At 36.1% G+C, this 13,711-nt stretch carries 21 protein-coding genes; 19 read left to right on the plus strand and 2 right to left on the minus strand.

Going from position 1 to position 13,711, the window contains the following annotated elements:
* Positions 1-106: 106 nt before the first annotated feature.
* Positions 107-901 (plus strand): rhomboid family intramembrane serine protease, encoded by a 795-nt coding sequence (locus tag ACODSI_RS05670; RefSeq protein WP_488915881.1) that lies wholly within the window; start codon positions 107-109, stop codon positions 899-901.
* 143 nt (positions 902-1,044) lie between these two features.
* Here the strand turns inward: ACODSI_RS05670 and rlmB are convergent, their stop codons facing one another.
* Both rlmB and ACODSI_RS05680 read right to left on the minus strand, forming a co-directional pair.
* Entirely contained in the window at positions 1,045-1,779 is a 735-nt protein-coding gene (gene rlmB, locus ACODSI_RS05675) for a 23S rRNA (guanosine(2251)-2'-O)-methyltransferase RlmB (protein ID WP_488915882.1), read from the minus strand.
* A 100-nt stretch (positions 1,780-1,879) separates the two neighbouring features.
* Positions 1,880-3,544: a BamA/TamA family outer membrane protein gene (locus ACODSI_RS05680; RefSeq protein ID WP_488915883.1), complete on the minus strand. Its 1,665-nt coding sequence runs from the start codon at positions 3,542-3,544 to the stop codon at positions 1,880-1,882.
* A 301-nt stretch (positions 3,545-3,845) separates the two neighbouring features.
* Between ACODSI_RS05680 and rpsL the strand changes: the two genes are divergently transcribed.
* The 18 genes from rpsL to rpsN all read left to right on the plus strand — a co-directional run bounded on the left by rpsL (position 3,846) and on the right by rpsN (position 13,645).
* Positions 3,846-4,229 carry a 30S ribosomal protein S12 gene (rpsL, locus tag ACODSI_RS05685; RefSeq protein WP_007136570.1) on the plus strand — a complete coding sequence of 128 codons (384 nt, stop codon included), beginning with the start codon at positions 3,846-3,848 and terminating at the stop codon, positions 4,227-4,229.
* 25 nt (positions 4,230-4,254) lie between these two features.
* Positions 4,255-4,731 carry a 30S ribosomal protein S7 gene (gene rpsG, locus ACODSI_RS05690; protein WP_344816880.1) on the plus strand — a complete coding sequence of 159 codons (477 nt, stop codon included), beginning with the start codon at positions 4,255-4,257 and terminating at the stop codon, positions 4,729-4,731.
* Positions 4,732-4,742: 11 nt separating this feature from the next.
* A complete protein-coding gene (gene fusA / locus ACODSI_RS05695; protein WP_488915884.1) occupies positions 4,743-6,899 on the plus strand; it encodes an elongation factor G in 2,157 nt (718 codons plus the stop codon).
* 11 nt (positions 6,900-6,910) lie between these two features.
* Positions 6,911-7,216 (plus strand): 30S ribosomal protein S10, encoded by a 306-nt coding sequence (gene rpsJ / locus ACODSI_RS05700; RefSeq protein ID WP_274782155.1) that lies wholly within the window; start codon positions 6,911-6,913, stop codon positions 7,214-7,216.
* Between the two features lie 142 nt (positions 7,217-7,358).
* The gene (rplC, locus tag ACODSI_RS05705) at positions 7,359-7,976 is read left to right on the plus strand and encodes a 50S ribosomal protein L3 (RefSeq protein WP_488915885.1); all 618 of its coding nucleotides are present in this window, start codon (positions 7,359-7,361) and stop codon (positions 7,974-7,976) included.
* Complete coding sequence (rplD, locus tag ACODSI_RS05710; protein ID WP_488916005.1) at positions 7,976-8,605, plus strand: 50S ribosomal protein L4; 630 nt, start codon at positions 7,976-7,978, stop codon at positions 8,603-8,605. Before rplC ends, rplD begins: the two co-directional genes overlap by 1 nt.
* A gap of 6 nt (positions 8,606-8,611) precedes the next feature.
* Positions 8,612-8,902: a 50S ribosomal protein L23 gene (gene rplW, locus ACODSI_RS05715; RefSeq protein ID WP_290835169.1), complete on the plus strand. Its 291-nt coding sequence runs from the start codon at positions 8,612-8,614 to the stop codon at positions 8,900-8,902.
* Positions 8,903-8,911: 9 nt separating this feature from the next.
* On the plus strand, positions 8,912-9,736 hold the full coding sequence (gene rplB / locus ACODSI_RS05720) for a 50S ribosomal protein L2 (RefSeq protein WP_488915886.1): 825 nt from the start codon (positions 8,912-8,914) through the stop codon (positions 9,734-9,736).
* A 10-nt stretch (positions 9,737-9,746) separates the two neighbouring features.
* Complete coding sequence (gene rpsS, locus ACODSI_RS05725; protein WP_007136562.1) at positions 9,747-10,025, plus strand: 30S ribosomal protein S19; 279 nt, start codon at positions 9,747-9,749, stop codon at positions 10,023-10,025.
* A 6-nt stretch (positions 10,026-10,031) separates the two neighbouring features.
* Complete coding sequence (rplV, locus tag ACODSI_RS05730; protein WP_488915887.1) at positions 10,032-10,442, plus strand: 50S ribosomal protein L22; 411 nt, start codon at positions 10,032-10,034, stop codon at positions 10,440-10,442.
* Between the two features lie 5 nt (positions 10,443-10,447).
* Positions 10,448-11,203, plus strand: a complete 756-nt coding sequence (rpsC, locus tag ACODSI_RS05735; protein ID WP_298119771.1) for a 30S ribosomal protein S3 — start codon at positions 10,448-10,450, stop codon at positions 11,201-11,203.
* Positions 11,204-11,222: 19 nt separating this feature from the next.
* The gene (rplP, locus tag ACODSI_RS05740; RefSeq protein ID WP_488915888.1) at positions 11,223-11,648 is read left to right on the plus strand and encodes a 50S ribosomal protein L16; all 426 of its coding nucleotides are present in this window, start codon (positions 11,223-11,225) and stop codon (positions 11,646-11,648) included.
* A gap of 12 nt (positions 11,649-11,660) precedes the next feature.
* Positions 11,661-11,849, plus strand: coding sequence for a 50S ribosomal protein L29 (rpmC, locus tag ACODSI_RS05745; RefSeq protein WP_488915889.1), 189 nt, complete (start codon positions 11,661-11,663; stop codon positions 11,847-11,849).
* Between the two features lie 11 nt (positions 11,850-11,860).
* Positions 11,861-12,121: a 30S ribosomal protein S17 gene (gene rpsQ, locus ACODSI_RS05750; RefSeq protein ID WP_035125656.1), complete on the plus strand. Its 261-nt coding sequence runs from the start codon at positions 11,861-11,863 to the stop codon at positions 12,119-12,121.
* A 2-nt stretch (positions 12,122-12,123) separates the two neighbouring features.
* Positions 12,124-12,492: a 50S ribosomal protein L14 gene (gene rplN, locus ACODSI_RS05755; protein ID WP_007803649.1), complete on the plus strand. Its 369-nt coding sequence runs from the start codon at positions 12,124-12,126 to the stop codon at positions 12,490-12,492.
* Between the two features lie 11 nt (positions 12,493-12,503).
* Positions 12,504-12,818 (plus strand): 50S ribosomal protein L24, encoded by a 315-nt coding sequence (gene rplX / locus ACODSI_RS05760; RefSeq protein ID WP_488915890.1) that lies wholly within the window; start codon positions 12,504-12,506, stop codon positions 12,816-12,818.
* 2 nt (positions 12,819-12,820) lie between these two features.
* Complete coding sequence (gene rplE, locus ACODSI_RS05765) at positions 12,821-13,372, plus strand: 50S ribosomal protein L5 (RefSeq protein ID WP_488915891.1); 552 nt, start codon at positions 12,821-12,823, stop codon at positions 13,370-13,372.
* A 3-nt stretch (positions 13,373-13,375) separates the two neighbouring features.
* A complete protein-coding gene (gene rpsN / locus ACODSI_RS05770; protein ID WP_014085011.1) occupies positions 13,376-13,645 on the plus strand; it encodes a 30S ribosomal protein S14 in 270 nt (89 codons plus the stop codon).
* Positions 13,646-13,711: the final 66 nt, after the last annotated feature.

Genomic DNA, 13,711 nt, shown 5'->3' on the forward strand with positions numbered 1-13,711 from the left:
TTTTTAAAGTAATTTTCAAATTATCTCATTTTCAAATTTCCAAATTGATATGACAAAATAGCATTAAATCATTATTGGTTGTATTTTTGATAAATGATTTGTCACGATGATACACAATAACGAACTCAGTCATTTCAAATTTTCACCAGCAACTTGGATTGTTCCAACGTTGATGCTGTTGTTGAATTGGTTTGTGTTTTATGTTGATTGTTCATTTCATCTGAATTTAGACGTTCACGGAATTTATCCAAGGACTTTTTCGGGATTGCAAGGTGTCATTTTTAGTCCATTTTTGCACGGCGATTTGAATCATATTGCAAGCAATACCTTACCGCTTTTTATACTAACCACGGCTTTAATCTATTTTTATAGAGAAGTTTCGTTGAAAGTGTTGGTTTATGGTATTTTGCTTTCGGGATTTTTAACTTGGGTAATTGGACGCGATTCGTACCACATTGGTGCTAGTAGCTTGATTTATGTCTTGGTATCGTTTATTTTTTTCAAAGGATTGCGAACCCAATATTACCGATTGATGGCGTTATCGTTTGCAGTAGTTCTATTGTATGGTGGCATGATTTGGTATGTATTTCCGCAACCTGAAATTGTAGGAGAAAGTTCCATTTCGTGGGAAGGACATTTGGCTGGGTTACTAACAGGATTTGTTTTTGCCATGCAATTTAAAACCCCCGATTATGTAAAAGACATTCAGTACGATTGGGAAAAACCCGATTTCAATCCGCAAGATGATCCTTTCATGAAACGCTTTGACGAAAACGGCAATTTTGTCAATCCACCAAAACCAGAAGAACTGGAAGTAATCGAACAAGAAGTTGTTTCTCAACCGATACAATATGTTTATGTTTTTAAAGAGCATAAAGACGATGAACCAGTAAGCGAATAGTTTACTTTCTAGCCCTGATTGAAGTGGTATCTTTTAACCTGTCAGGTTTTTTAAAACCTGACAGGTTAAAAATATAACGGAAAGCAGGAATGCTGTTTGCTGGTAAAGCCCAAGCCTTTCGCTTCAATTTATTTTGATTTTAGTTATTGTCTTTGACGAACTGTTTCATAAAGAAAAGCTCCACAAGCCACAGAAACATTCAACGAACCGATGGTTCCAAACATTGGAAGTTTTCCTTTAGCATCGACAATTTTCAAAACCGAAGGATTGATTCCTCTGTCTTCGCTACCCATGATGATGGCAACTGGTTCGTTTAGTGCGATGTCGTAAATGCTGTCTTCTGTTTTTTCGGTAGCGGCAACGGTTTTGATTCCACTTCCTTGAAGGTAGAAAATCGCATCTTTAATATGATCCACTTTACAAATTGGCACATTGAAAACGGCTCCGGCAGACGTTTTTACCGTGTCTCCGTTTACTGGCGCGGAACCTGTTTTTTGCACGATGATTCCATCAACACCTGTACATTCTGCGGTTCTAATGATGGCACCAAAATTGCGAGCATCGCTCAACTGGTCTAAGATTAAAAACAAGGGCATTTTGCCGCTTTCCACAACAGAATCCACTAATGTTTCGAGTTTTACAAATGTAATAGGCGCAATAGTTGCTACAGCACCTTGGTGATTATTGGGGGTTAATCGGTTTAATTTTTCTACTGGAACGTACGAGAAATTGATGCTGCTTTTTTTCATTGCTTTCATCAATTCCTGCATCAATTCGCTTTGGGCATCGCTTTGAACGAATACTTTATCAATTTCCTTGCCTGCGTTAATCGCTTCTATAATGGCTCTAATTCCGAAGATTTGGTTTTCTTTTTCCATAGGGCAAAGATAGTTAATTAGGAATTAGGAATTACGAATTAGGAATGGTTTACCAACGATTTTTCTGATTTGTAATTTGTAATTTAGAATTCGTAATGGGTTAAAAGTTGGCTTTCAAACTAATGTGTACAATCGAGTTGGAGAGTTTGATGGCTTGGTCTTTGGTGCTTCCGTTGGCGTAGACAAGGTTTAGAAGTCCGTTTTTGGTTAGAATTCCGAAACCGAAACCGAGTCCAAGTAAGTTGCCTTTCAAGTTGGTTGTTTTGTCTTGAAAGTAGGCATAATCCATAATAGAATGCACATAAATACTGGGCGATAACACATAGCGGTATTCGGTCAATACCGATGAAAACACATTGCCTTGCAGCGTGTTTTCATTAAAGCCACGAATGGAATTGATGCCACCAAATCGGTACAACTCATTTATAATGTATTCGTCGCTTTGTAAATAGAAATTCTGACTTTTAATGTTGATGACGTTTTTGTTGTTCAAATAAAAATTGTGTTTTAGGTTGACACTTCCAAAGAATTGGGCGTTGTTTTGGAATTTCGAGTCGCGTTTTCCAGTTCCGATTTTGATGTTGAAATTGCTTTTCTCAGGAAATAGAAAATCGTCATTTTTGTAATTTATAAATTCGAAATTGCTGGTGTAAAACTTGTTTTTATAATCGCTCAAGGTTGCGGTATTTATGTTTTTGATATCGCTCGATTCGGCCGATTGGTATCCCAAATACAAACGCGTGTTGTAATTGAAGTAATACCCAAAGTCAATGGCGGTTTGCGTATTCTGAAACGTACTGTCTTGTTTGAAAATATTCAGTTGCGTTTTCAAGCCAATCGGACTTTTAAAAATATACGGAATTTCAACACCCAAATTGAAGGTTTTTTGATCTTTGCCATTGCTTTTCCAATACAAAGCTACTTTTTCGCCCGAGTTCAAAGCGTTGTTCAAGGTTAAATCCAAATACCCATTAAAAATTACTTTTTTGTTTTCATCGTTTGAAAAACCAATAAATCCATCAAAGTTGTTGGCTTTCGCTTTTTCCAAATACACAAATACTTTAGTCGAATCTTTGGTAAATAATATTTCAGGATATTTCGTTTGCTTTACAAATCGGTATTGCGCAATATCGCGGTAGAGTTTGTCTAAGTTATCTTGGTTGAAAACGCGTTTTTTGTACAGTCGTTTCAAATTCTTCTGATGCCCAACAGGAAACTTTTCATACCCATTTATTACAATGTCGTTCAGTTGCCGCTTCTTGTCCGACGTTACATTCAATTCGGCTGTAACAAAATTGCGGTGTTTTTTAATATTAACTAATTTTACTTTCGCCATTGAAAAACCTTTGGATTCCAATTTTTTTAAAGTAGCATTCAAAAACGATTCGCTTTCCGAAAAAGGTAGTGTCAACGTGTCGTTTTTTACGTCATACAAATTCCAATTTTCGTCGTTCCAATTTTTACCTATATAGATATGTATAAATTTTGTTGGAACACCTATATTATATAAGTAGGTAAACGTGCTGTCGTTTTGCTTTGTAGTTTCCAACAGTTGCTGTTCTAAAAAGCCAGCTTTCAATAGTTTTTCAGAGAATAATTTGTTTTCGTCACTAATGCCTTTGGCATCGCTAAACGTAGTATTGTAACCAATCGAATCAATAGTTTGGGTTTGGTTTTTCTCTTGTCCTACAATTTTCAAATGCAATTTTTGTCCGAAACTATTCAGACAAAAGAAGCAGATAAAAAGGGTTATTAATGGTTTCATTTAAGCTGAATTCAGTTCAGTTTTTAGTAGCGAATCGTTCGGGCTTTATCGGTTATGCTTTTTCCCGCTTTTCGTCATGCACGGCATTTCCTGCAATCGGGGCTAAAGGGCCGGCCATTTGAATTCAAGTTACCGTTGTAAAAATAACGTAAAAATTGAGAGATTACTATATTTTTTCAGCTGTTGAGAAATCTTGTTGAAAATTAATGAATTATGATTTTTTTTATTAAAAATAATTACTACATTTGCAACCCCTAAAAAGTGGGGAATTAATAAATAAAAGAAAAATTAGTATTTAATTATGCCAACAATTCAACAATTAGTAAGAACAGGAAGAACTCAGATCACTAAGAAGAGTAAATCGGTTGCTTTAGATTCTTGTCCTCAAAGAAGAGGTGTTTGTACGCGTGTTTACACTACTACTCCAAAAAAACCAAACTCTGCAATGCGTAAAGTAGCGCGTGTACGTTTGACTAATGGAAATGAAGTGAATGCTTACATCCCAGGAGAAGGACACAATCTACAAGAGCACTCGATAGTATTAGTGAGAGGCGGAAGAGTAAAAGATTTACCAGGAGTTAGATACCACATCGTTCGTGGTGCGCTTGATACCTCAGGTGTAGCAGGAAGAACGCAACGTAGATCTAAGTATGGTGCAAAACGTCCAAAAGAGGCGAAAAAGTAATTTTTAAAACTCAAAAAGAAAAGACATGAGAAAAAGAGCAGCAAAGAAAAGACCTCTTTTACCAGATCCAAGGTTTAATGACCAGTTGGTAACACGTTTTGTAAACAACTTAATGTGGGACGGTAAAAAATCTACAGCTTTCAAAGTATTTTATGATGCTATTGACATCGTAGAAGCAAAAAAGAACAATGACGAAAAATCGGCATTAGAAGTGTGGAAAGATGCTTTAACTAACGTTATGCCTCACGTAGAAGTACGTAGTCGTAGAGTAGGTGGAGCTACCTTCCAAATTCCTATGCAAATCAGACCAGACCGTAAAATCTCTATGGCAATGAAGTGGATGCTTCTTTATGCTCGTAGAAGAAATGAGAAATCTATGGCTCAAAAACTAGCTTCTGAAATTTTAGCTGCGGCTAAAGAAGAAGGTGCTGCTGTTAAAAAGAGAATGGATACTCACAAAATGGCTGAAGCAAATAAAGCATTCTCACACTTTAGATTTTAATACACAGAGAAATGGCTAGAGATTTAAAATTCACAAGAAATATTGGTATTGCAGCTCACATTGATGCTGGAAAAACGACCACTACAGAACGTATATTATTCTACACAGGAAAATCACATAAAATTGGTGAAGTACATGATGGTGCTGCAACAATGGACTGGATGGCACAAGAGCAAGAAAGAGGTATTACTATTACTTCTGCTGCTACAACTTGTGAGTGGAATTTTCCAACTGAACAAGGAAAGTTGTTGCCAGAGTCACAACCGTACCACTTCAACATTATTGATACCCCAGGACACGTTGACTTTACCGTAGAGGTAAATCGTTCATTACGTGTATTGGACGGTTTAGTTTTCTTGTTTTCTGCTGTTGATGGTGTAGAACCACAATCAGAAACAAACTGGAGATTAGCGGATCAATATAGAGTGCCACGTATGGGATTCGTAAACAAAATGGACCGTCAAGGATCTAACTTTTTGGCAGTTTGTCAACAAGTAAGAGACATGTTAAAGTCTAATGCAGTTGCAATCACTTTACCAATCGGTGAAGAAAATGATTTCAAAGGTGTGGTTGATTTAGTAAAAAATCAAGCTATCGTTTGGCATGATGCAACACAAGGAGCGACTTTTGATATTATTGATATTCCTGCTGATATGGTTGCTGAAGTGAAAGAATATAGAGATATTCTTATCGAAGCAGTAGCTGATTATGATGAGAACTTGCTTGATAAATACATGGAAGATCCAGAATCTATCACTGAAGAAGAAATCAACAATGCTTTAAGAGCAGCTACTATGGACATGGCTATCATTCCAATGATTGCAGGTTCGTCATTTAAAAACAAAGGTGTTCAATTTATGTTGGATGCTGTATGTAAATATTTACCATCTCCTTTAGATAAAGAAGGTATTCAAGGTATTCACCCTGATGATGCTGATTTATTAGAAGAAGATCAAACTAAAATCTTACGTCGTCCTGATGTAAAAGAGCCGTTCGCAGCTTTAGCATTTAAAATTGCTACTGACCCTTATGTTGGTCGTTTAGCTTTCTTCCGTGCGTATTCAGGTCGTTTAGATGCTGGTTCATATATCTTGAACACACGTTCAGGAAACAAAGAAAGAATTTCGCGTATCTACCAAATGCACGCTAACAAACAAAACCCAATCGAGTACATCGAAGCAGGTGATATTGGAGCTGCAGTAGGATTTAAAGATATCAAGACTGGAGATACCATGTGTGATGAAAAACACCCAATTATTCTTGAGTCAATGAAGTTCCCAGCACCAGTAATTGGTATCGCTATCGAACCAAAAACTAAAGCTGACGTTGATAAAATGGGTATGGCTTTGGCAAAATTAGCTGAAGAAGACCCAACGTTTACTGTAAGAACAGACGAAGCTTCAGGTCAAACGATTATCTCAGGTATGGGTGAGTTACACTTAGACATCCTTGTAGATCGTATGAAACGTGAATTCAAAGTTGAAGTAAACCAAGGTGAGCCTCAAGTAGAGTACAAAGAAGCGTTCACAAAATCTGCTCAACACAGAGAAACGTATAAAAAACAATCTGGAGGTCGTGGTAAATTCGGTGACATCGTATTTAGATTGGAGCCTGCTGATGAAGTTGATGGAAAAGTGCCTGTTGGGTTGCAATTCGTTAACGAAGTTAAAGGTGGTAACGTTCCTAAAGAATATATCCCTTCTGTAGAAAAAGGTTTCAGAGAAGCTATGAAAACAGGACCTTTAGCAGGTTACCAAGTAGATAGTTTGAAAGTAACCTTATTGGATGGGTCTTTCCACCCAGTGGATTCTGATGCGCTTTCGTTTGAATTGGCAGCTAAAATGGGATACAAAGAAGTAGCAAAAGCTGCTGGAGCTGTTATCCTTGAGCCAATCATGAAAATGGAAGTTATCACTCCAGAAGAAAACATGGGAGATATCGTAGGTGATATTAACCGTCGTAGAGGTCAAGTAAATGATATGGGTGACAGAAATGGTGCTAAAACGATCAAAGCTAATGTGCCTTTATCTGAAATGTTTGGATATGTTACTACATTAAGAACTTTGTCTTCTGGTAGAGCGACATCTACAATGGAATTTTCACACTACGAACAAACTCCTTCTAATATTTCAGAAGAAGTTATCAAAAAAGCAAAAGGTAACGCTTAATTTTTATCAAGATGAGTCAAAAAATTAGAATAAAATTAAAATCTTACGATCACATGTTGGTTGATAAATCAGCTGAGAAAATCGTAAAAACTGTGAAAAGCACAGGTGCTGTTGTAACAGGTCCGATTCCGTTACCAACACACAAAAAAATATTTACGGTATTGCGTTCTCCACACGTTAACAAAAAGTCGAGAGAGCAATTTGAAGTAATGTCATACAAAAGATTGTTAGATATTTACTCTTCGTCTTCAAAAACCATTGATGCTCTTATGAAATTAGAGTTGCCAAGTGGAGTTGAAGTAGAGATTAAAGTTTAATTTCTTAAAAAAATAAGCACATTATTTAGGTTTAATATTTTTTAGGTTTATCCGTTTTAAAGTTCTACTTTTGCGGCTCTAAAAAAATAGCGCTTAAATAATGTGCTATGTATTTGTATTTAATAATTAATAATTAATATTTATGTCTGGGTTAATTGGAAAAAAAATCGGCATGACTAGCATTTTCGACGAGAACGGGAAAAACATTCCTTGTACTGTAATCGAAGCTGGGCCTTGTGTCGTTACCCAAGTCAGAACCAATGCGGTTGACGGGTATGAAGCTCTTCAACTTGGTTTCGATGACAAAACAGAAAAACATGCTACTAAAGCGGACTTAGGTCACTTTAAAAAAGCGGGTACTTCTGCTAAAAAGAAAGTCGTTGAATTCCAAGGGTTTGAAGGTGAGTTTAAGTTAGGTGATAGTATCACTGTGGATGTTTTCAACGAAGGAGAATTTGTTGATGTACAAGGAGTTTCTAAAGGTAAAGGTTTTCAAGGTGTTGTAAAACGTCACGGTTTTGGTGGTGTTGGACAAGCTACACATGGTCAACATAACCGTTTAAGAGCGCCAGGTTCTGTAGGAGCATCTTCGTATCCATCACGTGTATTCAAAGGGATGCGTATGGCTGGAAGAATGGGTGGTGAAAATGTAAAAGTACAAAATCTTAGAGTTTTGAAAGTAGTGGCTGAAAAGAACCTACTTGTTGTTAAAGGAGCGATTCCTGGATGCAAAAACTCTTATGTAATCATTCAGAAGTAATGGAAGTAAAAGTATTAAACATCAACGGAAAAGAAACTGGAAGAAAAGTTCAACTTTCTGATTCAGTTTTCGCAATTGAGCCAAATAATCACGCAGTATATCTTGATGTAAAGCAATATCTTGCTAATCAAAGACAAGGAACGCACAAAGCTAAAGAAAGAGCTGAAGTTGCAGGTTCTACTCGTAAGATTAAAAAGCAAAAAGGAACTGGTACTGCTCGTGCAGGTAGTAAAAAATCTCCTGTTTTTAAAGGAGGAGGTACTATCTTCGGACCAAGACCAAGAAGTTACTCTTTTAAATTGAACAAAGGGTTAAAAAGATTGGCAAGAAAATCTGCCTTCTCTTTGAAAGCTAAAGAATCAAATTTAATCGTAGTAGAAGATTTTAATTTTGAAACTCCAAACACCAAACAATTCATTAGTGTTTTGAAAGCGTTAGGGTTAGAGAATAAAAAATCTTTATTTGTGTTGGGTGATTCAAATAAAAATGTATATTTGTCGTCACGCAATTTGAAAGCCTCTAGTGTAGTAACTAATTCAGAATTAAGTACTTATGCGATATTAAACGCAAATAATTTAGTGCTTTTAGAAGGTTCTTTAGAGGGAATTGAAGAAAATTTAAGTAAATAACAAGCCATGAGTATCATAGTTAAGCCTATTATTACAGAAAAAATCACCAAAGATGGTGAGGTTTTCAATCGTTTTGGTTTCGTTGTAGATAAAAAAGCTAATAAAGTACAAATTAAGAAAGCTGTAGAAGCTACTTATGGAGTATCAGTTGTTAGTGTAAATACAATGAATGTTAGACCAGATAGAACTACTAAATACACTAAAAGTGGTTTGATAAGTGGAAAGTCAAATGCTTACAAAAAAGCAATTGTACAAGTACAAGAAGGAGAAACAATAGATTTTTACAACAATATCTAATAAAACAAGATGTCAGTAAGAAAATTAAAACCTATTACCCCGGGTCAGCGTTTTAGAGTTGTGAATGGTTTTGACGCCATTACAACTGATAAGCCGGAAAGATCATTGATCGCACCGATAAAAAACTCAGGAGGTAGAAATAGTCAAGGAAAAATGACCATGCGTTATACAGGCGGTGGTCACAAACAAAGATATCGTATCATTGATTTCAAAAGAGCTAAAGCGGGTATTCCTGCTACAGTGAAATCAATTGAGTATGATCCAAACAGAACGGCGTTTATCGCATTATTATGGTATGCTGATGGAGAGAAAACGTATATCGTTGCTCAAAACGGTTTACAAGTAGGACAAACTGTTGTATCTGGTGAAGGTGCAGCTCCAGAAATTGGGAATACTTTACCATTAAGTAAAATTCCTTTAGGAACCGTAATTTCATGTATTGAATTACGTCCTGGTCAAGGTGCTACAATCGCTAGAAGTGCAGGTACTTTTGCTCAATTAATGGCAAGAGATGGTAAATATGCTACAATAAAAATGCCTTCAGGAGAGACAAGATTGATCTTGTTGACTTGTTCGGCTACAATTGGAGCAGTATCTAATTCTGATCATCAATTAATTGTATCTGGTAAAGCAGGTAGAACAAGATGGTTAGGAAGAAGACCAAGAACAAGACCGGTAGCAATGAACCCTGTTGATCACCCTATGGGAGGTGGTGAAGGACGTTCATCTGGAGGTCACCCACGTTCTAGAAAAGGTCTTCCTGCTAAAGGTTATAGAACTCGTTCTAAAGTTAACCCGAGTAATAAGTATATTGTTGAACGCAGAAAGAAATAATTAGATAGACATGGCACGTTCATTAAAAAAAGGACCTTTTGTACACTACAAATTAGATAAAAAAGTTCAAGAAAATATTGCTGGAGGAAATAAAGGAGTTGTTAAGACTTGGTCTAGAGCTTCTATGATTACACCAGATTTCGTAGGACAAACTATCGCAGTACACAATGGTCGTCAATTTGTTCCGGTTTATGTAACTGAGAACATGGTAGGACACAAATTAGGAGAGTTTTCACCAACAAGATCATTTAGAGGTCATGCTGGAGCAAAAAATAAAGGTAAAAAATAAGAAGCAATGGGAGTTCGTAAAAGAGAAACTGCAGACGCAAGAAAAGAGGCTAATAAGTCTATAGCTTTTGCTAAATTAAATAACTGCCCTACTTCACCTAGAAAAATGCGCTTAGTAGCAGACTTGGTAAGAGGTCAGAAAGTGGAAAGAGCTTTAAATATATTAAGATTTAGCTCAAAAGAAGCTTCAAGAAAATTAGAAAAACTATTATTATCTGCAATCAATAACTGGGAGCAAAAAAATAGTGAAGGTAATGTAGCTGAAGCAGGCTTAATTGTAAAAGAGATCCGTGTTGATGGTGGAATGATGTTAAAAAGACTTCGTCCAGCTCCACAAGGAAGAGCACACAGAATTAGAAAACGTTCTAATCACGTTACAATCGTATTAGGACAATTAGATAACACACAAAGCAATTAATTAAGATGGGACAAAAGACAAATCCAATAGGAAACAGACTTGGTATCATCAGAGGATGGGATTCAAACTGGTATGGTGGAAATGATTACGGTGATAAAATCGCTGAAGATTATAAAATCAGAAAGTATATCCATGCTCGTTTATCAAAAGCTAGTGTATCAAAAGTAATCATCGAGAGAACTTTAAAACTTGTAACCGTTACTATCACTACAGCTAGGCCTGGTATTATTATCGGAAAAGGTGGACAAGAGGTAGACAAGTTGAAAGAAGAACTTAAGAAAATTACTGACAAAGAGGTTCAAATTAACATCTTTGAAATTAAAAGACCAGAGTTAGATGCTTATTTAGTTGCAACAAGTATCGCTCGTCAAATCGAAAGCCGTATTTCATACAGAAGAGCTATTAAAATGGCTATCGCAGCAGCAATGCGTATGAATGCTGAAGGTATTAAAGTTTTGATTTCTGGTCGTTTGAATGGTGCTGAAATGGCACGTTCAGAAGGTTTTAAAGAAGGAAGAATTCCTTTGTCAACTTTCAGAGCTGATATTGATTACGCACTTGGTGAAGCTCACACTACTTATGGTAGAATGGGGATCAAAGTATGGATCATGAAAGGTGAGGTTTACGGAAAACGTGATTTATCTCCACTAGTTGGAATGGATAAAAAACAAGCTTCTGGTGGAAAAGGTGGTGACTCTCCAAGAGGAGATAGAAAACCATTCAACAAAGGTGGTAAACCAGATGCACGTAAAAGAAAGTAATTTTTTAAATTAAAGAAAAATGTTACAGCCTAAAAGAACAAAATACCGTAAGGTACAAAAAGGTAGAATGAAAGGTGTTTCTCAAAGAGGACATGTACTTTCAAGTGGAATGTTTGGAATTAAATCTGTACATGAAAAAGGTATGTTTTTAACTTCACGTCAAATCGAAGCTGCGCGTATTGCTGCAACTCGTTACATGAAAAGAGAAGGACAACTTTGGATTAACGTATTTCCAGACAAACCTATAACAAAGAAACCTCTTGAGGTACGTATGGGTAAAGGTAAAGGTGCCGTAGAATATTGGGCTGCCGTTGTTAAACCCGGAAAAATTATGTTTGAAGTTGGAGGAGTTCCTTTAGCAGTTGCAAAAGAGGCATTACGCCTTGCAGCTCAAAAGCTTCCAGTTAAAACTAAGTTTGTTGTTGCTAGAGATTTCGAAGCATAATATATATAAATTATGAAACAATCAGAAGTTATTAGTCTGTCTACAGCTGAGTTGCAAGTTAAACTTAGTGAAGTAAAAAAAACATATGCTGAATTAAAAACCGCTCACGCTATTTCACCAATTCAAAACCCACTTCAAATCAGAACGATGAGAAGAACGGTAGCTAGATTGGCAACTGAATTAAGCAAAAGAGAATTGTAATCTGCTGAAAGATGGAAGATAAAAGAAATTTAAGAAAAGAAAGAATTGGTGTAGTTACTAGCAACAAAATGGAGAAATCTATTGTTGTTTCTGAAACAAGAAGAGTAAAGCATCCAATGTATGGTAAGTTCGTGTTGAAAACTAAAAAATATGTTGCACACGACGAAACAAATGACTGTAACATTGGTGATACAGTAAAGATCATGGAAACACGACCTTTATCTAAGTTGAAATGTTGGAGATTAGTTGAAATCATTGAAAGAGCGAAATAGTTATGGTACAACAGGAATCTAGATTAAAAGTAGCAGATAACACAGGAGCAAAAGAAGTTTTGACTATCCGTGTTTTAGGAGGAACGAAACGTCGTTATGCCTCTGTTGGTGATAAAATTGTAGTGTCAATTAAAGACGCAACGCCTAACGGTAACGTTAAAAAAGGTGCTGTTTCTACTGCAGTTGTTGTGCGTACCAAAAAAGAAGTGAGAAGAGCTGATGGATCTTATATCAGATTTGACGATAACGCATGTGTATTGTTAAATGCTGCTGGTGAAATGAGAGGGACTCGTGTTTTTGGTCCGGTTGCCAGAGAACTTCGTGAAAAACAATTCATGAAAATTGTATCATTAGCACCTGAAGTGCTTTAATTCGTTTAATGATGACAAAGTTAAAAATTAAATCAGGCGACGTAGTAAGAGTTATTGCTGGAGACCATAAAGGTACAGAAGGTAAAGTTCTTAGAGTTGACCGTGAGAAAAATAAAGCGATTGTTGAAGGTGCTAACATGGTTTCGAAACATACTAAACCAAGTGCAAAAAACCCTCAAGGTGGAATCGTAAAGAAAGAAGCTCCTATTCATATTTCTAATTTGTCTTTGATAGATCCAAAATCTAAAGAAACTACAAAAACTGGAACTAGAGTAGAAGGAGATAAGAAAGTGAGATTTTCTAAAAAATCAAATCAAGTATTATAGTTATGGCATATATCCCTAGACTAAAAGAAGAATATAAGAGTAGAGTAATCTCTGCTCTTAAAGAAGAGTTCGGTTATAAAAACGTAATGCAAGTTCCAAAACTTGAAAAAATCGTTATTAGCCGTGGAGTTGGTGCAGCTGTATCAGATAAAAAGTTAGTTGACTACGCTGTAGACGAATTAACAAAAATTACTGGACAAAAAGCGTTAGCTACAATTTCCAAAAAAGACGTAGCGTCATTCAAATTAAGAAAAGGAATGCCGATTGGTGCTAAAGTAACTTTACGTGGAGAAAGAATGTATGAGTTTTTAGATAGACTTATTACTTCTGCTTTACCTCGTGTAAGAGATTTTGGTGGGATTAAAGCTACAGGTTTTGATGGAAGAGGTAATTACAACCTTGGAGTTTTGGAGCAAATCATTTTCCCAGAAATTGATATTGATAAAGTAAACAAAATTTCAGGTATGGATATTACTTTCGTAACTACAGCACAAACTGACAAAGAAGCGAAATCATTATTAGCAGAATTAGGTTTACCTTTTAAAAAGAATTAAGATATGGCTAAAGAATCAATGAAAGCCCGTGAGGTTAAGAGAGAAAAAACGGTAGCTAAGTACGCTGAAAAAAGAAAGGCTTTATTAGAAGCTGGAGATTATGAAGGGTTACAAAAATTACCTAAAAATGCTTCACCTGTTCGTTTACACAATCGTTGTAAATTAACTGGTAGACCAAGAGGGTACATGAGACAATTCGGTATTTCACGTGTTACATTTCGTGAGATGGCTAACCAAGGATTAATTCCAGGAGTAAAAAAAGCTAGCTGGTAGTTAGTTTATTTGAGCAGATAATTGTACATTTGCCAGCTTTTTGCAGGTAACGTACAATTATCTGCT

The sequence above is a fragment of the Flavobacterium sp. FG139 genome, assembly GCF_057809695.1.